General features: G+C 76.8%; 16 protein-coding genes. 11 read left to right on the forward strand and 5 right to left on the reverse strand.

Annotated elements, in window-relative coordinates; genetic code table 11:
• Window positions 1-84: 84 nt before the first annotated feature.
• Both ACFUVW_RS06005 and ACFUVW_RS06010 read right to left on the reverse strand, forming a co-directional pair.
• Complete coding sequence (locus ACFUVW_RS06005) at window positions 85-1473, reverse strand: LCP family protein (RefSeq protein ID WP_430570439.1); 1389 nt, start codon at window positions 1471-1473, stop codon at window positions 85-87.
• Between the two features lie 13 nt (window positions 1474-1486).
• Entirely contained in the window at window positions 1487-2863 is a 1377-nt protein-coding gene (locus ACFUVW_RS06010) for an LCP family protein (protein ID WP_430570440.1), read from the reverse strand.
• A 137-nt stretch (window positions 2864-3000) separates the two neighbouring features.
• Between ACFUVW_RS06010 and ACFUVW_RS06015 the strand changes: the two genes are divergently transcribed.
• The 5 genes from ACFUVW_RS06015 to ACFUVW_RS06035 all read left to right on the forward strand — a co-directional run bounded on the left by ACFUVW_RS06015 (window position 3001) and on the right by ACFUVW_RS06035 (window position 8728).
• The gene (locus ACFUVW_RS06015) at window positions 3001-4692 is read left to right on the forward strand and encodes a DUF2142 domain-containing protein (protein WP_430570441.1); all 1692 of its coding nucleotides are present in this window, start codon (window positions 3001-3003) and stop codon (window positions 4690-4692) included.
• Window positions 4689-5711 carry a glycosyltransferase family 2 protein gene (locus tag ACFUVW_RS06020; protein ID WP_430570442.1) on the forward strand — a complete coding sequence of 341 codons (1023 nt, stop codon included), beginning with the start codon at window positions 4689-4691 and terminating at the stop codon, window positions 5709-5711. The genes ACFUVW_RS06015 and ACFUVW_RS06020 overlap by 4 nt, the downstream gene beginning before the upstream one ends.
• Window positions 5708-6856, forward strand: coding sequence for a glycosyltransferase (locus ACFUVW_RS06025; RefSeq protein ID WP_430570443.1), 1149 nt, complete (start codon window positions 5708-5710; stop codon window positions 6854-6856). Before ACFUVW_RS06020 ends, ACFUVW_RS06025 begins: the two co-directional genes overlap by 4 nt.
• Window positions 6853-7833, forward strand: a complete 981-nt coding sequence (locus ACFUVW_RS06030) for a lysylphosphatidylglycerol synthase domain-containing protein (protein WP_430570444.1) — start codon at window positions 6853-6855, stop codon at window positions 7831-7833. Before ACFUVW_RS06025 ends, ACFUVW_RS06030 begins: the two co-directional genes overlap by 4 nt.
• Window positions 7834-7975: 142 nt before the next feature.
• On the forward strand, window positions 7976-8728 hold the full coding sequence (locus ACFUVW_RS06035) for a class I SAM-dependent methyltransferase (RefSeq protein WP_430570445.1): 753 nt from the start codon (window positions 7976-7978) through the stop codon (window positions 8726-8728).
• 83 nt (window positions 8729-8811) lie between these two features.
• On the opposite strand, the gene ACFUVW_RS06040 is transcribed toward ACFUVW_RS06035, so the two are convergent.
• A complete protein-coding gene (locus tag ACFUVW_RS06040) occupies window positions 8812-9570 on the reverse strand; it encodes a TIGR03089 family protein (protein WP_430570446.1) in 759 nt (252 codons plus the stop codon).
• A 161-nt stretch (window positions 9571-9731) separates the two neighbouring features.
• Between ACFUVW_RS06040 and ACFUVW_RS06045 the strand changes: the two genes are divergently transcribed.
• From ACFUVW_RS06045 to ACFUVW_RS06055, 3 genes are all read left to right on the forward strand, one after another.
• A complete protein-coding gene (locus ACFUVW_RS06045; protein ID WP_429733639.1) occupies window positions 9732-10067 on the forward strand; it encodes a WhiB family transcriptional regulator in 336 nt (111 codons plus the stop codon).
• A gap of 88 nt (window positions 10068-10155) precedes the next feature.
• Window positions 10156-13530, forward strand: coding sequence for a glycosyltransferase (locus ACFUVW_RS06050; protein WP_430570447.1), 3375 nt, complete (start codon window positions 10156-10158; stop codon window positions 13528-13530).
• Between the two features lie 38 nt (window positions 13531-13568).
• Entirely contained in the window at window positions 13569-15197 is a 1629-nt protein-coding gene (locus tag ACFUVW_RS06055; RefSeq protein ID WP_430570448.1) for a DUF5719 family protein, read from the forward strand.
• Window positions 15198-15204: 7 nt separating this feature from the next.
• Here the strand turns inward: ACFUVW_RS06055 and ACFUVW_RS06060 are convergent, their stop codons facing one another.
• On the reverse strand, window positions 15205-15729 hold the full coding sequence (locus tag ACFUVW_RS06060; RefSeq protein WP_430570449.1) for a metallopeptidase family protein: 525 nt from the start codon (window positions 15727-15729) through the stop codon (window positions 15205-15207).
• 119 nt (window positions 15730-15848) lie between these two features.
• Between ACFUVW_RS06060 and ACFUVW_RS06065 the strand changes: the two genes are divergently transcribed.
• The gene (locus ACFUVW_RS06065; protein WP_429733498.1) at window positions 15849-16205 is read left to right on the forward strand and encodes a DUF3499 domain-containing protein; all 357 of its coding nucleotides are present in this window, start codon (window positions 15849-15851) and stop codon (window positions 16203-16205) included.
• Window positions 16206-16232: 27 nt separating this feature from the next.
• Here ACFUVW_RS06065 and manA read toward each other — a convergent pair whose 3' ends face one another.
• The gene (gene manA / locus ACFUVW_RS06070; RefSeq protein ID WP_430570450.1) at window positions 16233-17444 is read right to left on the reverse strand and encodes a mannose-6-phosphate isomerase, class I; all 1212 of its coding nucleotides are present in this window, start codon (window positions 17442-17444) and stop codon (window positions 16233-16235) included.
• 104 nt (window positions 17445-17548) lie between these two features.
• Here manA and ACFUVW_RS06075 point away from each other — a divergent pair, with 104 nt between their 5' ends.
• Both ACFUVW_RS06075 and ACFUVW_RS06080 read left to right on the forward strand, forming a co-directional pair.
• Entirely contained in the window at window positions 17549-18988 is a 1440-nt protein-coding gene (locus ACFUVW_RS06075; protein WP_430570451.1) for a phosphomannomutase/phosphoglucomutase, read from the forward strand.
• Window positions 18985-19173, forward strand: coding sequence for a Trm112 family protein (locus tag ACFUVW_RS06080; protein ID WP_429764604.1), 189 nt, complete (start codon window positions 18985-18987; stop codon window positions 19171-19173). Before ACFUVW_RS06075 ends, ACFUVW_RS06080 begins: the two co-directional genes overlap by 4 nt.
• Window positions 19174-19268: the final 95 nt, after the last annotated feature.

Genomic DNA, 19268 nt, shown 5'->3' on the forward strand with positions numbered 1-19268 from the left:
GTTCGAAACCCCGTGAGGTAGTGGTCCGGACCACTACCTCGCGGGGTTTCGAACTACCTCGCGGGGTTTCGAACTACCTCGGCGTCAGCCGGGCATGCCCCCGACGGTGCTGCCGGGCTTCAGCTCGCCGTCGCGGACGTCGGCCCAGAACTGGTCCAGCGTGTCCTCGTCGAGCAGCACAGCCGACCCGACGTCGGGACGCGGGGTGAACCCCGGGTCCTCGATCGGCGGGGTGCCCGTGACGCCCTCCGGGCCCGTGGCCGCCTTGAAGGCCAGGCCGAGGCGGCCGAGGTCGACGATGCCGGTCTTCTCGTCCACGGTGAGCGCGTCGGTGCCGGCGTTGACGAGCTGCACCTGGTTGACGGGGTTCAGCAGCACGCTCGGCTTGACGACCTTCTCGGCGACGGCGGCGATGACCTGCTGCTGCCGCTCGGCCCGGCCGATGTCGCCCTTCGGGTCCGAGTAGCGCATGCGCGAGAACGCGAGCGCGGTCGCGCCGTCGGCCACGTGGCAGCCGGCCTCCCACGTCAGGCCGCTCTTCGGGTCGTCGACGTCGCGGTCGTAGCAGAGCTCGACGCCACCCACGGCGTCGACGATCTCCTCGACGCTGCCGAACCCGACCTCGACGTAGTGGTCGACCTTGAGGCCGGTGAGCTGCTCGACCGTCTCGACGAGCAGCGGGGCGCCGCCGAAGGAGTACGCGGCGTTGACCTTGTTCGGGTCGTGGCCCGGGATCTCCACGTACGTGTCGCGGGGGATCGAGATGAGGGAGGCGGGCCCGCTGCGCGGCTTCTGCAGCACCATGATCGTGTCCGTGCGGGCGCCCTCGGTCCCGTCCTCCGGCACGGTGCCCGTGCCGCGCGCGTCGGAACCGGCGAGCAGGTACGTGGTGCCGGGGGTGCCGTCGGCGTCGGACAGGGCGTCGACGTGCTGGAGCTTGCCGTTCGCCCAGACGACCAGGCCGATCGGCCACGCCAGGAGGAGCACCAGGAGCAGCACGAGGACGAGGCCGGCGACGCGCCCCTTGCGCACGCGGAACCCGCCGCCCCCGGCGGTGGCCGCGGCGGCGCCGCCGCCCCGCCCGGGCGGGGGCGTGCGCCGCGCCTGGCCCGGCGCCGACGCGGGCATCACGCGCGTGCCGGAGCCCTGCCGGGCCTGAGGGGCGCGCGACTGGGGCGCGCGGGAGGCGGGGGCCGACGCCGAGGAGCCGCGCGGCGCGTACGACCGGGGCTTCTGCTGGGCGCTGCCGCGCCGCTCGGGCGGCGTCGTGGGGATCTCGCGCGACGACTGCCGCCGCACGCGCGGCTCGACGGGGGCGGCGTCGTCGCGCCGGCCCACGCGGCCGCCCGTCGGCGGGGCGGACGGGCGGGAGCCGCCGCCCACGGGGATGGCGTCGCCGGAGCCGCTGGGCCGGTCGGACCGGCCGCCGGACGGCGTGAAGCTCGGCGGGATGCGCTGGTCGTCGTTGCTCATGGTTCTCCCGCGCTCATCCGCACACCGACGTCACGTCGGCGCCCGTGAACGCCTCCTCGCCGGCGTCGCGGGTCCGCTTCGGCTCGGGGCTCTGCTCGCCCTCGCCGGAACCGTCCTCGGCGGCCTCGTCGTCCTGCGTGCCCGGCTCGTCGTCGGCCACCGGGGTGGCGTCGACGTCGCCGGTGGCCTCGGCGTCCTGCGTGCCGGTGCCGGCGTCGTCCTTGGCGCCGTCCTTCGTCGCGCCGTCCTCGCCGCCGTCGGACTCGGACTCGGTCTCGATCGCGTCGCTCAGCGGGCGGTCGTGCTTGAGGTTCTCCCACACCTCGTCCGCCTCGTCGCTGAGCAGGACGTTCGCCGCGTTGTTCGGGTCGTACTCGTACGGCGCGGTCATGAACGCGATGGTGTCAGGGCGGACGTTGCGCGCGCTGTACGCGAGCCCGGCGAGTCCCTGGATGGAGGCGAAGTTGCTGCTCATCGTCATGGAGCCGGTCACGGCGCCGAGGAACCTCAGCGACTTGGTCGGGTCGGCGAGCGTGCCGGCGCTGAGCACCTGGCGTGCGACGGCGGCCAGCAGCTCCTGCTGGCGCCCGATGCGGCCGAGGTCCGACCCGTCGCCCAGCCCCTTGCCCGTGCGCGCGCGGGCGTACTTGAGCGCGGTGTCGCCGTCGAGCTCCTGCACGCCGGCCGACAGCACCAGGTGGTCGGCCTTGGGCGCGTCGATGTCCTCGGGGATGCACAGCTCGACGCCACCGAGCGCGTCGACCATCTTCTCGAAACCGGCGAAGTCCACGACGACGAAGCCGTTCATGCGGACGTCGGTGATCTCCTCGATCGTCTGCATCGTGCACAGGGCGCCCGACTCGACGTCGCCGCCCGTCATGACGCCCTGGGCGAAGGCCCCGTTGAACTTCGAGCCGGAGATCGGTGCGGTCTGCCCGCCGGAGGAGGTCGGGCACGACGGGATGTCGACGGTGGTGTCGCGAGGGATGGACAGCATCTCCACGCGGGACCGGTCGGACGAGATGTGCATGATCATCGTCGTGTCCGAGCGGGCGCCCTGGGTGCCGTCGCCCACGATGTCGGCGTTGTCGCCGCCGCGGCTGTCGGAGCCCATGAGCACGATGTTCAGCGGCTTCTCCGCGTTCGGGTCCTCCGGCACGATCTCCTCGGGCCGGTCCTCGCCGAGCAGCTTGTCGGAGTCGACGGCCGTGATGTTCCCGGTCAGCTTCACCGCCGCTGTCGCGCCCCCGACGGCGACGAACGCCAGGACCGCGGTCAGCCCCATCCCCAGGGTGCGCGCGACCGTGTGACGGCGCAGCGCGCGGGCGTGCGAGGGCCCCGTGGTCGTGCCGGGGCGCGAGGCGACGTGGCGTGGGGTGGTGCGGGTCACGGGAAGCGAGCATAGAGGGTCGGTGTTACGCCGCTGCGGTGCCCGAGGACCGGGACGGTAGAGGAAATGTGTGGGTCGAACGTCGGCCCTGGTCCGCGGCCCGTCGCCGACCGGGATCGTGGGGGAGACTTGTGGTCGTGACGGACACGACGCCGCACGCGCGCCCGGCTCCCGCGGCGACCGGCACCCCTGATCCCCGCACGGGCACCACGCGGCCCCCCGCCGGGCGGCGCTACCGGCGCGCCGTCGCCGCGCTCACGCTCGCCGTGGCGGCGTGGACGGTGGTGTGGGCCGCGGTCACGCCGATGTTCCGCTCGCCCGACGAGCAGAACCACGTCAACAGCGTGCTCCGGATCGCGTACGGCGGCGGCTGGCCGCCCCCCGGGGACGCCTACTTCTCCCCGGCGATCACCGCCGCGGTCGACGAGGCCGCCTACCCGGCCGACCTGCCCGGCCGGTGGCAGCACCGCGAGGACGCGCGCCAGTTCGTCGACGTGGTGCCCGTGCCGCGCGAGGACCGCACCCGCCTCGACGCCGGCAACGCCCTCGGCGACGCGTCGTCGGGCACCGAGGTGGACCAGATGACCCAGCACCCGCCTGCCTACTACGCGCTGGGCGCGGGCATGCTGCACGTCACGGGCCTGACGGACGCGCGCTGGGACCAGGTCACGCTCGCGCTCCGCCTGCTGGACGCGCTGCTGCTCGCGCTCGTCGTGCCGCTCGCCGCCGAGTCGGCGCGGCGCGCCACCGGGTCGCCGTCCGCGGGGCTCGTCGCCGGGGCGTTCCCCCTCCTCCTGCCGCAGCTCGGGCACGTCATGGGGGCGGTGAACAACGACGCCCTCGTCGTCCTCGCGTGCGCCGCCGCCACCTACCTCGCGGTGCGCGTGGTCACGGGCGACCTGCGCTGGCGCGTCGCCGTGGCGATCGGCGTCGTCCTCGGCCTGGGGATGCTCACCAAGGTGATGCTCGCGTTCGCGGTGCCCATGGTCGTCGCGGCGTACGCGCTCGCGCGCGGCCGCCGCTGGCCCGGCCGGCTCGGCCGCCTCGCCGTCGCCGGCGGTGTGACCCTCGCCGTCGGCGGGTGGTGGTGGGTGCGCAACGTGGTCACCCTCGGCGCCGTGCAGCCGGTCGGCCGGCCCCGCGAGCTGAGCATCCTCGCGACCGTGCCCGACGCCGACGTCCCGTCGATCATCGCCGGCCGGCTCGCGCAGTCGTTCTTCGGGAACCTGTCGTGGCTCGAGGTGCACGTCGCCGGCGCGTGGGTCGTCTGGGGCACGGTGGCGCTGATGGCGGCCGGCCTCGTGGCGCTCGTCCTGCCCGGCGCGCGCCGCACGGCCGTCGTGGTGCTGCTCACCCCCGCCGCGCTCGCGGCGGGCGTCGCGTACAACGCGTGGGACTTCCACGCCGAGACCGACCGGCTCGTCGCGATCCAGGGCCGGTACGTCTTCGGCGGCGTGGTCGCGCTCGCGACGGCGGTGGCGATCGCCGCCTGGCAGCTCGCGCGCCGCTCCGACAGGCGCCTCGCGCGGGGCGTGCCCGTCGTCGTGACGCTCGCGCTCGCCGCCGCCGTCGGCGGCCTGCTGTGGGCGTTCGACGCCTTCTACCGGGGGCCCGGCGAGGCGTTCGGGGACGCCGTGGACCGGTGGCTGGCCTGGAGCCCGCTGCCCGAGCCGGCCCTCGTCGCCCTGCTGGCGGTCGCGGCCGCGGTGCTGCTCGCGGGTCTGGCCGCCGGGCTCCTGTGGCCCCGTAGACTCGCCGCGTCGTCGATCGACCCGGCCCCCGGCACCAGGCTCCCGGCGGCCCCCGGCGCCCCGAAGGATGCGCGATGAAGCTCTTCGTCCAGATCCCGTGCCTCGACGAGGCCGGGACGCTCCCGCTCGTGCTCGCGACGATCCCGCGCGAGGTCGAGGGGTTCGACAGCGTCGAGGTCCTCGTGATCGACGACGGCTCGACGGACGGCACGGCGGAGGTCGCGCGCCGCCTCGGCGTGCGGCACGTCGTGCGGCACACCAGCACGCGGGGGCTCGCGCGGTCGTTCCGCGACGGCGTCGACTACGCGCTCGCCCACGGGGCCGACGTCGTGGTCAACACCGACGGCGACAACCAGTACCCGTCGGAGCGCATCGGCGACCTCGTCGCTCCGATCGTCGCGGGGGAGGCGGACATCGTCGTCGCGGACCGCCAGACCGCGACGATCGAGCACTTCTCCCCGTTCAAGAAGCGGATGCAGCGGTTCGGCAGCCGCGTCGTCAGCGCGGCCGCCGGGACGTCGCTGCCCGACGCCGCGAGCGGCTTCCGGGCGTACTCGCGGGCGGCGCTGCTGCGGCTCAACGTCGTGACCCAGTTCAGCTACACCATGGAGACGATCATCCAGGCGGGGAACAAGCGCCTGCGGATCGCCAGCTTGCCCATCACCACCAACGCGAAGACGCGCGAGTCCCGGCTGTTCACCAACATCTGGCAGCACATGGGCCGGTCCGGCCGCGCCATCGTGCGGTCGTGGATCATGTTCCGCCCGCACCTCGTGTTCCTCACGCTCTTCGCCGTGTTCTTCGTCGCGGCGGCCGTGCCCGCCGTGCGGTTCCTCGTCTTCCTCGCCCAGGGTGACGCCGGCGGCCACGTGCAGTCGCTCGTCTTCGCCGGCGCGATGCTGGTCGGCGCGCTGCTGTGCCTCGCGCTGCTCGTCATCGCCGACCTGCTGCGCACCAACCGCACGCTGGCGGAGGAGACCCTGGAGCGGATCAAGGAGCTCCAGTACGGCGCGCGGCCGCACGGCGGCGTCCTCGACGCCGCCGAGGCTGCCGACGCTCGGGACGAGGCCCGCGACGACGAGGACGCGCACGCGTGATCGTCGCGTTCGGCACGTACGACGCCACCCGGCACCCGCGCGTCGGCGTGCTCGTCGCCGGGCTGCGCGCCCACGGCTACACGGTCCGCGAGCTCGACCGGCCGCTCGGCCTGAGTACCGCCGAGCGGGTGCGGATGCTGCGCCAGCCGTGGCGCCTGCCGGCCCTGCTGGTGCGGCTGCTGCGGTGCTGGGCGCTGCTCGTGGGCGACGTCGTGCGCCACCGGCGGGCGCACGGCCGCCCGGACGCGGTGCTCGTGGGCTACCTCGGCCACTTCGACGTCGTGCTCGCCCGCCTGCTGTTCGGCCGCACGCCCGTGCTGCTCGACCACCTCGTCTTCGCGGGGGACACCGCCACGGACCGCGGCACGCGCGGGGTGCGCGTCAGCCTGCTGCGCGGCCTCGACCGCGTGGCCACGTCGTGCGCCGACGTCGTGCTGCTGGACACCCCCGAGCACCTGACGATGCTCGGCGAGCTCGTGCCCTCGCGGGCCGCCCGCGGGCTCGTCGTCCCGGTCGGCGCGCCGCAGGCGTGGTTCGACGCCGCGCCCGACCACGGTGGCGCGCCGGACGACGCCCGGCCCCTGCGCGTCGTGTTCTTCGGCCTGTTCACCCCGCTGCAGGGCACCGACGTGCTCGCTGAGGCGCTGGCCGTCGCGCTGCCGCGGGCGGCCGAGGGGGCCGCGCGCGGCGGGCGGGGGCTGGAGGTCACGCTCGCCGGGTCCGGCCAGGACCTGCCGTCCGTGCGGGACCGTCTGCGTGGCGTGCCAGGCGTCACCTGGCGCGACTGGGTGGAGCCGGCCGGCCTGCCCGCCGTCGTCGCCGCCCACGACGTCTGCCTCGGGATCTTCTCCACCACGCCCAAGGGGCTGCGCGTGGTGCCGAACAAGGTGTTCCAGGGTCTCGCGGCCGGCTGCGTGGTGGTCACCTCCGGCACGGAGCCGCAGCGGCGGCTGCTGGGGCAGCACCTGGAACTCGTCCCGCCCGCCGACCCGGCGGCGCTCGCGGACCGGCTGCTCGCCCTGCGCGACCCGGCGACCCTCGCCGCCGCCCGTGGCCGCGCGGCGGCGGGGCGCGACCTCGCCCGGCCCGACGTCGTCGCCCGTCCGCTGGTCCGGCTGCTCGCGGCGCGCGGGGTCCGGCCGTGACGGGCGACGTGCCGGGCGACACGACGGGCGGCCAGGCGGGCGCGGCCGGCGCGCCGTCCGGGCGGCTCGCCCGCGTGCTCGCGGTGCTGCGGTCCCCGTGGGTGCGCTGGGGCTTCCTCCTCCTCGCGCTCGGGCTCGCGGTGTACGCCGTCGTGTCCGCGGGGGACGGCCTCGCCCGCGCGGCGGCCGAGCTCTCCTGGCAGCGGCTCGCCGTCGCCCTCGTGCTGTCCGTCGCGTTCGTGCTGTGCACCTTCGTGTCGTGGCGCGTCGTGCTCGCCGACCTCGGTGCCCCGACCGGGCTGCGGGTCGCGCTGCGGGTGTTCGGGCTGAGCCAGCTCGGCAAGTACGTGCCGGGCGGGGTGTGGAACGTGGTCGCGGCCGCCGAGCTCGGCGTCGACCACGGCATCGCGCGCCGCACCTCGGTGACGACGACGGCGGTCGCGACGCTCGTCGGAGTCGTCTCCGGTGCGGTCGTCGGGCTGGTGGCGCTGCCGTTCGTCGCGACCGGCGCGCTTGGCGCCGCCGGCCCCGTGCTGTGGGCGCTGCCCGCCGTCGCCGTCGTGCTGCTCCCGCCGGTGCTGAACCGTCTTGTCGCGTGGGCGCTGCGCGTCGCGCGCCGGCCCCCGCTGGACCGCCCGCTCGGGTGGCGCGGGCTCGTCGCCGCCACGCTGTGGTCCGTCGCCGGGTGGCTGCTCGCCGGCGCGCAGGTGTGGGTGCTGGCCGTCGGCCTCGGGATGCCCGCCGACGCGCGCGGAGTCGCGCTCGCCGTCGGCGGCTACGCGCTGGCGTGGGTGGTCGGCTTCCTCGTCGTCGTCGTGCCCGCCGGCGCCGGCGCCCGCGAGCTGGTGCTGCTCGCGGTGCTGGCCGGGGCGCTGCCGCACGCCGCGGTGCTGCTGCTCGTGCTGGTCAGCCGCGTGCTGGTGACGCTCGCGGACCTCGCCCTCGCCGGGCTCGGGGCGCTCGCCCGGCCCCGGTAGGCGCCCGGGGGAGGCGCGGCCCGCCCGGCGGGGCGTGGTGCCGCCACGGCCGACCTGCTGGCAGGCTGGCCCTGGCCGACCGTGCAGCCGTGTGAAGCCGCTGGAAGCCGCCGCCCGAGCCGTCGAGGACGAAGGAACGCCCGTGCCGAACCCCGCCGCCCTGCCCCCGCTCACGCTGTACGGCAGCCTGCGGTGGGACGTCGTCGAACCGCTGCTGCCGGGGGCCGCCGGCCGCGTGCTCGAGGTGGGCTGCGGCCAGGGCGCCGTCGGCGTCCGGCTCGCCGCCCGCGCGGCCGCGTACACGGGGGTCGAGCTCGACGCGGACAGCGCGCGCACCGCCGAGCAGCGTCTCGTCGAGGCGGGGGTGCCGGGCACGGTCGTGCACGGCCCGCTCGACTCCCTGCCCGCCGCCGAGCGCTTCGACCTCGTGTGCGCGTTCGAGGTGATCGAGCACATCGAGGACGACGCCGCCGCGCTGCGCGAGTGGGCCGCGCGGCTGCGGCCCGGGGGCACGCTGCTGCTGTCCACGCCGGCCTGGCAGCGCCGGTACGGCCCGATGGACGAGGCCGTCGGCCACTTCCGCCGCTACGACCCGGCCGCGCTCGTGGCGCTGCTGCGCGACGCCGGCCTGGCCGACGTCGGCCTGCGCCTGTACGGCGTCCCGCTCGGGTACGCGCTGGAGGCGGCGCGCAACCAGCTCGCGCGTCGGCGGCCCGGCCTGCGCGAGGAGGGCAGCACGGCGGACCGCACCGCCCGCAGTGGGCGGCTGTTCCAACCGTCGACGGCCGCGCAGGGCTCCCTCGTGGCCGCCGCGACCTGGCCCTTCCGCGTCGCGCAGCGCGCGTTCCCGCGCACCGGCACCGGGCTCGTCGCCTGGGGCCGCGCCGCCTCCTGAGCCCCGAGGAAGCGTGGTGGGCGCCCGATTGGCGCCATCCCCACGGGGAACAACGCCCAACGAGCGCCCACAACAGGTTCTCGTCAGGCCGTGATGCGCTCGGTCTCGCGCAGGCGGTCGAGGCGGGCCGGGTCGGCGGCGAGCTCGGCCGCGGTGGCGGCGGAGGCGAGCACCACGGAGCCGTCGGCGGCCCAGACGGCGAGCAGCTCGCGCAGGAGGACGCCCAGCGGGCGCGCACCGTCGACGAGCACGCGGGCTCCCGGCGTGCCGTCGGCGGGCACCAGGTCGGCGAACGCGACCGTGCCGCCCGGGCCGTCCAGCGCGACGGCGGCCGGGTCGGTCTCGGGGGCCCACCCGATGACGTCGCCGTAGGTCATCACGGCGCCGGCGGCGTCGACGGCCCCGGGCGGGAGGTCGCCGTCGAAGGACCGCGCGAGGGCGGGCAGCGCGACGGCCACGAGGTCGGCGGCGCCCGGGCCGGACAGCACGTCGGCCCAGGCGGCGGGCCGCGAGGTGACGACGACGTCCCCGCCCGGTGCGGGCGTGTCGCCCGCGAGCTCCACGGTGGCGCCGCAGCGCCAGGCGGCCAGCGCCCAGAGCACGCCGCGCCAGTGCGCCGGCAGGTCGAGCGTCACGACCGTGCCGGGTGCGGCGTCGAACTCCTCCACGAGCAGGTTCACGGTCTTGCTCACCCAGTTCTGCAGCACGGCGCCGGAGAGCTCGACGCGCTCGCCCGCGTCGCCGTACCAGGTGAGGCGGGGGCGGCCCGGGTCCGACAGGACGAGATCCATCGTCTGAGAGATCGTCGTGGGGGTGCGGCCGGCGGCGGGGAGCGGATTCACGCAGGTCAGCCTACGAGTGCCCAGGCCGGCACCGGCGCCACGCATGTGAATGGGCAGTGGAGATCGCAATCACTAGCACATTTCGACTTGACGCCTTCGAAGGACACGCGTGTAATTCCAGGTATGCAGTTTCCCTAGAGAACGGCATGGAGGGGCACGCCATGTGGAACTTGCTCGATGGGGACCGGGGGGTCTTCCCGTCAGACGTCGGCCGTGAGCCCGAGCGCGTGGCGCCCGTGCTTCCGCTGTTCGGCGACGCTACGACCGACGACGAGACGCTCCTGGGGTGGCAGGAGCGGGCGCTGTGCGCCCAGACCGACCCGGAGGCCTTCTTTCCGGAGAAGGGCGGGTCCACGCGTGAGGCCAAGAAGGTCTGCACGTCCTGCGAGGTCCGGGCCGAGTGCCTGGACTACGCACTCGCGAACGACGAGCGTTTCGGTATCTGGGGCGGGCTCTCCGAGCGGGAGCGTCGCAAGCTGAAGCGCCGCGCCGTCTGATCCGACATCCGACGGGATATCCGGCCCGACACGCTCGGGACGGATATCCCACGACCGGATCGGGGCCCGTCGCATCATGGCGGGCAGGATGACTGCTGCGCACCCGATCCCAGCCCGCCCCGGCGGGGAGGTCGCCCCCACGGGCGCGACCGTCGCCGTCGCGCCCGCCGGCGACCGCACGCTGGACGGCACCGGCGCCGTCCCCCTGGTCGTCACCGTGACGGCCGTGGTCGTGACCCGTGGCCGCACCCGCTTCCTCGACGCCACCCTCGACGCGCTCGCGCGGCAGGAGCGGGCCGCCGACGAGGTCGTGGTGGTCGACGTCGGCGCGTCGGAGTCCGCCGCGCACCCCGACCTGCGCCTCGGCGGCGCGCGCTTCGTCACGGCGTCGGGGGTCCGCAGCCTCGGCGAGGCGGTGGACCGCGCCCAGGAGGCCGTCGGCGTCCCGGAGACCGGCTGGCTGTGGATCCTGCACGACGACTCCGCCCCCGAGCCCGACACCCTGTCCCGCCTGCTGCGCGCCGTCGAGCACTCGAGCGCGGTGGCGGTCGCGGGCTGCAAGCAGCGCCGCTGGCCGGTCGCCGCCGACGGTACCCCCGTCCCCGACGCGAGCATGCTGATCGAGGTGGGCAGCACCGTGTCGCCGCTCGGTCGCCGCATGACCGGCATCGACGACACCGAGATCGACCAGGGGCAGCACGACGCGCGCGAGGACGTCCTCGCCGTCGGGCTGGCGGGCGCCCTGGTGCGGGCGCACGTGTGGGCGGAGCTGGGAGGCACGGACCCCGAGCTCGGCCCGTTCGGCGACGGCCTGGACCTGTGCCGGCGGGCCCGGCTCGCCGGCCACCGGGTGGTCGTGGTGCCCGACGCCGTCGTGAAGCACGCGCAGGCCTCGCTGCTCGGCCTGCGCGGGCGCGAGGCGGCGCGGCCCGACCTCGAGGCGTCCCGCTACGCCCGCCGCCGCAGCCAGCTCTACCTGCGCCTCGTCGACACCCCGCTGCCCCTGCTGCCGTTCGTCTGGCTCGCCACCCTCCTGTGGGCGCCGTTCGCGGCGATGTACCGGCTGGCGCTGAAGCGGCCCGCGCACGCCCGCGACGAGCTCCTCGCGGCCGTCGTGACGGCCCTGCGCCTGGTGCCGCTGTACCGCGCCCGGCGGCGCGCGGCCCGCAGCCGTCGCCTGCCGCGCCGCGTGCTGGTGCCGCTGCTCGGCACGTGGCGGCAGGTGGCCGGCGAACGCCGGGACGCGCGGCTGGCCCGCGCCGAGGCGCAGCGTGCCCGGTGGGCGCCGAGCGAGCTGGAACGGGCCGACCTGCGGCGGCTCGGGCGCACGCGCCGCACGGTGCTGGCCCTCGTGATGGTCGCGGTCGTGGGGCTCGACGTCGCCCTCTTCGGGCCGTGGCAGGGCGTGCTCGCCGACGGCGGTCGCGTCGTGGGCGGCGGGCTGCTGCCGGCGCCCGGCACCGTGGGCGACGTGTGGGAGGCGGCGACGTCCGGCTGGGTGCGCGACGGGCTCGGGGTGCGCGCGCCCGGCGACCCGCTGCTGATGCCGCTCACCGCCCTCGCCGTGCTGGCCGGGGGCAGCCTGCAGACCGCGGTGAACGCCCTGGTCCTCGTCGCGCTGCCGCTGGCCGCCCTCGGCGGCTGGTTCGCGGCCGGCGCCCTGACGCGGTCGGTCCTGGTGCGGACGGTGGCCGCGCTCGCCTGGGCCGCGGCGCCCGGCTTCCTCGCGTCGCTCGGCTCGGGCCGGCTCGGGGCGGTCGTCGTGCACCTCACGCTGCCGTGGCTGCTCGTCGCCGTGCTCCGCACCGTGGGGGTGCACGCGCGCGACGTCGCGCTCGTGCCGGGGCGCCGGCGCGGCTCCCTGGGCGCGGCCGGTGCCGCCGGCCTGCTGCTCGCCGTCGCGGTGTGCGCCGCCCCGGTGCTGCTCCCGGTGGCCGCGGTGCTGATCGCGGTGGCCGCGCTGCTGGTGCGCCGCGCGTGGCGCGCCCTGCTGCTGGTGCTGCTGCCGGGAGTGGTGGTGCCGCTGCCGTTCTGGGGCGAGGTGCTCGGCACGTGGTCGGACGGCGGGTGGCGGCTGCTCGTGGCGGAGCCCGGGGCCCCGCTGGTCGCGTCCGGCACGCCGACGGCCGTGGAGCTGCTGCTCGGCCTGCCGGGGGACACCGCGTGGTTCGAGCCCTGGCTCGGGGCCGACGGCGCGCTCGGCCGCGCCGCGGTGGTGGGCCCGGCCCTGCTGGGCGGCGCGGTCCTGGTGCTGGCCGCCGTCGCGCTGGTGCGCCCCCGCGCGGTGCGCGGGGTACGCCTGGCGTGGCTCGCCGGGGCGACAGGGCTCACGACGGCGGTGCTCGCCGTCGCGACGGCCGTGGCGAGCGGGTCCGCGGCCGACGGCACGGCCGCGAGCGTGACCGGTTGGCCCGGCGTCGGGCTGTCCGTCCTGCTGCTCGCGCTCGGCGCTGCCGCGATCTGCGCGCTGCCGTCGACCGGGCGGGTGCCCACGGCGGAGCCCGTCGCCCGGGAGGCGCGGGGGTCGCGGCGGGCCGCGACCGCGGGGGTCGTCGTCGTGGCCGTCGTGGCCCTCGCGCTGCCGGTGGCGCAGCTCGCCTCGTGGGCCCTCGGCTCCACCGGCGGCGGCGGGGTCGGCGACCTGCGGGCGGCCGAGACCGGCATAGTGCCCGCCGTCGGCACGCAGATGCAGGCGCCGCCCCGGTCGGCGCGAGTGCTGCAGCTGGACCGGGTGCAGCCGGGCGGCGAGGCCGACGCCTCGGGCGCGGCGGTGGTCGACTACGCGCTCCTGCACGCGGACGGCACCCGGCTCGAGGACTCCTCGACCGTGGTGCGGGCACGCGCCGCCGGCCTGCTGGGCGGTGCCGGGCGCACCGACACCGCGCTGCTCGACCAGGTCGTGGCCGAGGTCGCGACCGGGCGCTCGACCGACGTCGTCGACCGGCTCGCGGCGCTCGGCATCGGCGCCGTGCAGGTCCCCGCCGGCGGCGACGGCGAGCTCGCCACCACGCTCGACCTCGTGCCGGGCCTCGCGCGCGTCACCGAGGAGGGCACGCTCGTCTGGCGCGTCACGACCGACGGCCCCGCCCCGGGCTGGGCGACCGTGCTGAAGGGCGACGCGACCGACGGTGCTCCCAGCCCGTTCTTCGCGCCGGGCGACGCCGGGCGGACGGTGCCGTCCGACGGGACGAGCGCCGGCGGGCGCCTCGCCCACGGCGGCGAGGACCGCACGCTGCGGATCGCGGAGACGGCGGACACCGGCTGGCACGCGACGCTCGACGGGCGGCGGCTCCCGGCCGTGGACGCCGGGGGGACGCAGGCGTTCGCCGTCGGCCCCGAGGCGGGCCACGTGCGGGTGTCGTTCGAGGCGCCGCACCGCACCGCGTGGCTCACCGCGGCCGGCCTGGTGCTCCTGGTGCACGCGCTGCTGGCGCTGCCGGTCGGACGGCGGCGGGGACGATGACGGCGCCGGGGCAGAGGACTGGAAAGGCGGGCACGACGGTGCGGACGACCCGGGTGCGACGCGGGGTGCGCGCGACGGCGGCGGCGGTCACCGGGGTGGCGGCCGTCGGTGCGCTGGCGGCCGTGGCCGTGCTGGGCGACCAGTGGGCGCAGTCGTGGACGGGCGCGGAGCAGCAGGCCGTCGCGGCCGGGACGCGGACCGTGGGGGTGCAGCCCGCGGACGCCACGCTCGTCTGCCCGACGCCGGTCGCGCTGCCGGACGGGGCCGACGTCGGCGACCAGCAGTTCGACGCCACGCCGGTGCCGACGACCAGCGGCCTCGGCGCGCTGGTGCTGGGCGGCGCCGAGGACGGCGCCCGCACCACCGCCCTCGGCGGGAAGGACCCGGTGGCGCTCACCGCGGGCGAAGCCGCGGCCGCCTGGCAGGGCGGCGTGGACGCCACCCGCGTGCTGCGGGCGACGCCGGTGGCCGACTCGCCGTTCCGCGCGGCCGGCGCGATGGCGTCGGTGACGACCCAGGGCGACCTGCGCGGGCTCGGGGCGGGCGCCTGCACCGCCCCGTCGACGTCGCAGTGGCTCGTGGGCGGCAGCACGGAGGTGGGCTCGACCGCCACGCTCACGGTGCAGAACCCGTCGGAGCAGCCCGCCACGGTGGCCCTGGACGTGTACGGCCCCGGCGGACCGGTGGCCCTCGGCGGCCAGGGGACGTTCACGGTCGCGCCGCACGAGCAGGTCACGACCCGGCTGGAGTCCGTGGCGCCGGAGCAGGACCGTCTCGCGGTGCACGTCCGCGCGGCCGGGGCCCGGGTCAACGCGAGCCTGCAGACCCAGACCATCGACGGCCTGCTGCCCGCGGGGGTGGACCTGCTGACGGCAGGCGCGTCGCCGCGGGATTCGCTCGCGGTCGGCGCGGTGCTCAGCCGGGGCGAGGCGGTGGACGACCCGCACGCCCCCCGGCTGCGGCTCCTGGCCCCCGGCGAGAAGGGCGGGACGGCGCGGGTCACCGTGTACGGGCCGTCGGGGCCGGTCGTGCTGCGCGGCGCCGACGAGGTGGAGCTGGACGCAGGCGTCGTGACGGACGTGCCCCTCGGCGGGCTGCCTGCGGGCTCGTACACCGTGGTCGTCGAGGCGGACGTGCCGGTGGTGGGCGCCGCGCGGGCGGACCAGCCGGGACAGCAGCCCGACGACGCCGTGGTGGACGGCACCCCGTACGACGTGGCGTGGTCGGCGGCCCAGCCGGTGCGTGCGTCCGACGGCGCCGGGCCGGCGGGCCAGCTCGCCGTCCCCGGGGGCGTGCGGACGGGTCTCACGCTCGCCGCGGCGCCGGCCGACCGTGACCCCGAGTCCGACCCCGAGGGTTCCGTGCCCGTCACGGTGCGGGTCTACGACGCGTCGGGGGCCGAGATCGGCAGCGAGGACGTCGACCTCGCCGCCGGGGTGACGACGCCCGTCGCCCTCGTGGACGTGGTGGCCGAGGGCACCGTGCCCGCCGGGGTGAGCGTCGACCGTGCGGACGGGGGCACCGCCGACCTGGCCGTCACGTGGGCCGCCGTGCTGCGCGCCGACGACGGCACCGCCGCCCCCGCGACGCTGCTGGCCGCCGTCGCGCCGTCCGCAGCGGTGACCACCCCCGGCGCCGTCGAGGTGCGCGCCGTCGACGCCGGCTGACGGCGGGTCAGGAGTCGTAGCCGGGGTCGATCTCCTCGGGGGCGCGGGCCAGCAGGTGCGCCACCTGCTCGACGACGACGTCGCGCACCAGGTCGGCGCGGTCGGTGTCGTCGGCGGCGCGGAAGTCCACCGGCCTGCGGTACACGACGACGCGCGCCGGCTTGCCGGACTCGGCCGGGAAGCAGCGCCCGAGCGGGACGCCGTCGGACTCCCACGGCGCGGGCTCGGAGGGCGGCACGTCCTCGACGGCGAACTCCGTGCCGGCGAGCTGCGGGCCCCAGCGGCGCTGCAGCAGCTCGACGACGTCGAGCACCAGGTCGTCGAACTGCTCCGCGCGGGTGCGGTACGCCGGCATCCCCGGCGGCAGGAGCGGTCCGCGCACCCCGCGGCCGCGGCGGTCGCGGCGGCGCACCGGCGGGACGGCGGCTGGGTCGGGAGCGGCGTCCGGAGCGGGGTGCGGCGCCGGACCGGACTCGGGACGGGGCTCGGGGCTGGGCTCGCGACGGTGCTCGGGGCGGGGGACGTGCTGCACCCGTCGAGCCTATGCCGGGGCCGACCGCGCCGCCGCTGCCGGGATCACGGTGCGGTCACGACCCGCACCGACCGGCGAGCCCCGCGCACGCGTGCCCGGCCGCGGCGTATTCTCCCCGCGTGAGATCGGTGAGGCAGTGCTCGCGCACGGCATGCACGCATGCCGCCGTCGCGACGCTCACGTACGTGTACGCGGACTCCACGGCCGTGCTGGGTCCGCTCGCGCAGCACGCCGAGCCGCACAGCTACGACCTGTGCGCGGACCATGCCGAGAGGCTGACCGCGCCCCGCGGGTGGGAGGTCGTGCGCCTCACCCCCGCGTTCGAGGAGCCGGCGCCGTCGCCCGACGACCTGTCCGCGCTGGCCGAGGCCGTCCGCGAGGCCGGGCGGGTGCGCCAGGAGCCCGCGGGCGAGCCGTCGTCGGTCACCGAGACCGCCCGTCGCGGCCACCTGCGCGTGCTGCGCGAGGCCGACTGACGCGTCCCGGACGCCCGCGGGGAACGCTCAGGGGACCCAGGCGCACACCGCGTGCCCGGACCCGGACAGCCGCAGCTCCCCGGCGTCGTGCGGCACGAACACGGAGCCGCCGCGGTGCAGCGTCGCCGGGGCGGGGCAGGCCTCCGCGGCGAGCTTGAGGTCGCCGGAGAGGCACAGCACGATGCGCGGGCCCTCGGCGGGCAGGTCGACGTCCTCGGCCGGGTCGACGTCGGCCACCGTGAGCGCGAACTCCCGCACCGGGGCCCGATACGTGGTGACCTGGCCCCGCCCGCCCGCGGCCCGCGTGCGCGGCGGCTGCGGCGGGCGCGGCACGAACGACGCGCACTCGACGAGGGCGGCCTCGTCGACCAGCTTCGAGGTGAGCCCCGCCCGCAGCACGTTGTCCGACGACGCCATGATCTCGACCCCGAGCCCGGACAGGTACGCGTGCACCTCGCCCGCCGGCAGGAAGAGGCCCTGTCCGGGGTCGAGCGTCACGCGGTTGAGCAGCAGCGACGCGAGCGCGGCAGGGTCGCCGGGGTGCTGCTCGGCGAGCTGCAGCACCGTCGCGTCGGCGCGCGACGACGGCGAGCCGGCGGCCAGGCGCGCGGTGATCGACGCGACGGTGGTCGCGACGTCGGCCGGTGCGCCCGGGTCGCGACGGGCGGCGACGACGCGGGTGAACGCGGCCTTCACGCCACCGGGGGACCGGTCGGCCCGCAGGACGTCGCGGACGGCGCCCACGAGGTCGCCGGCGAGCCCGTCGAGCAGGTCGAGGACGGCGCGCGGAGCCCGGAAGCCCGCCAGCCCCTCGAACTCCGTGAGCGCGACGACCATCTCGGGCTTGTGCTGGTCGTCGTGGAACGACCGGCCCGGGTCGCCCGGGGGCAGGAGGCCCTCGCGGTTCTCCCGGTTGAAGCCGGCGCGCGCCGCGTGCGGCTTCGGGTGCACCTGGAGCGACAGGGCCCGCTCGGCCGCCAGCACCTTCAGCAGGTAGGGGAGCCGGGGCCCGTACTCGTCCGCGACCCGCCGGCCCAGCATCGCGTCCGGCGCCGCGCGCACGAGCTCCAGCAGGGAGCCGTCGCCGTCGACCCGCGACGGGGCGCTGGGGTGGGCGCCCAGCCAGAGCTCGGCGGCCGGCGTGCCGTCGGGCTCGGCGCCCAGCAGCTCCTGGATCCGCGTGCGCGAGCCCCAGTCGGCGTGCTGGACGGTGTTCTCCAGCGGGTAGAGCTCGGACACGGGACCACCCTTCCACACGCGCGCCCCCGCGGCGCCGCCCGGGGCGGAAGTCCGCCCGCAGAACCACCCGCCCGGGGGCGCGGCGGGCACGTACGCTGTGGGTCGTGACGATCGACCTGGCCCGCATCATCAAGGCGTACGACGTGCGCGGCACCGTGCCCGACCAGCTCTCGCCGGACGTGGGCCGCGCGATCGGCGCCGCCTTCGCCCGCGTGGTGGCGGCGCCGGAGGGCGCGGGGCGGGTCGTCGTCGGGCACGACATGCGCGACTCCGGGCCGGAGCTGGTCGACGCGTTCACCGCGGGCGTCACCGCGGCCGGCGTCGACGTCGTGCGGATCGGCCTGTGCTCGACGGACGGGCTGTACCACGCGTCGGGGGCGCTGGAGGCCCCGGGCGCGATGTTCACGGCGTCGCACAACCCCGCCGTCTACAACGGCATCAAGCTGTGCCGCGCCGGCGCGCGGCCCGTCGGCCAGGACACCGGCCTCGCGGAGGTGCGCGAGCTCGCGCAGCGCCTCCTCGACGACCCGTCGGCCAACCTCTCCGACGACGACGCGGCGGCGCCCGGGACGGTCAGCGACGTCGACACCCTCGCCGACTACGCGGCGTTCCTGCGCGGCCTGGTCGACGTGTCGGGGATCCGGCCGCTCAAGGTCGTCGTGGACGCCGGCAACGGGATGGCCGGCCACACCGTGCCCGCGGTGCTCGGCACGGCCGCGGGCCTGCCGCCGCTGCCGCTCGACGTCGTGCCGCTGTACTTCGAGCTGGACGGCAGCTTCCCGAACCACGAGGCCAACCCGCTGGACCCGAAGAACCTCGAGGACCTGCGCGCCGCCGTCGTCGAGCACGACGCCGACCTCGGCCTCGCGTTCGACGGCGACGCCGACCGCTGCTTCGTCGTCGACGAGCACGGCGACCCGGTCTCCCCGTCGGCGGTGACGGCGCTCGTGGGCCTGCGCGAGGTGGCCAAGGAGCTCGAGGCGGGCCGCACGCCCACGGTGATCCACAACCTCATCACCTCCCGCGCGGTGCCCGACCTGCTGCAGGCCGCGGGCGCGACGACGGTACGCACCCGCGTGGGCCACTCGTTCATCAAGGCGCAGATGGCGCAGCACGACGCCGTGTTCGGCGGCGAGCACAGCGCGCACTACTACTTCCGCGACTTCTTCTTCGCGGACACGGGCATGCTCGCGGCGCTGCACGTGCTGGCCGCGCTCGGCGGGCAGCCGCACCCCCTGTCGGCGCTGGCGGAGATGTACTCGCCGTACGTGGCGTCGGGGGAGCTCAACTCGACCGTGGCGGACGCCGCCGCGGCGACGGAGCGGGTGCGCGACGCGTACGCCGCGGCCTACCCGGACGCGGACGTGGACGCGCTCGACGGTCTCACCGTGGCGCACTGGGACGGCCACCCGCAGTGGTGGTTCAACCTGCGCGCGTCGAACACGGAGCCGCTGCTGCGGCTCAACGTCGAGGCCGCCGACGAGGACATCATGATCAAGGTGCGCGACGACGTCCTGTCGCTCGTGCGGACGGAGGACGCATGACCAGCTCGATCGACCCCTGGGTGCGCTCGATCCTGCGCTGCCCGGTGACGGGCGCGGAGCTGGTCGACGCGGTCGGGCCGGACGGCGAGCCCGAGCTGCGCTCGACCGACCCGGAGCGGCCCCTGGCGTACCCGGTGCGCGACGGCGTGCCCGTGCTGCTCGAGAGCGACGCACGGCCCCTCTGAACCTCCTCTCTGAGCCCACCCTGGGCCCACCCTGAGCACGGCGCGGGGTGACGGGCGGCGGAACGCCCGGTGGCCGCGCGCTGAACTCGTCGTCT

Origin of the sequence: Isoptericola sp. NPDC057391 (assembly GCF_042668085.1) — a bacterium.
In the GTDB taxonomy this organism is placed as follows: domain Bacteria; phylum Actinomycetota; class Actinomycetes; order Actinomycetales; family Cellulomonadaceae; genus Isoptericola.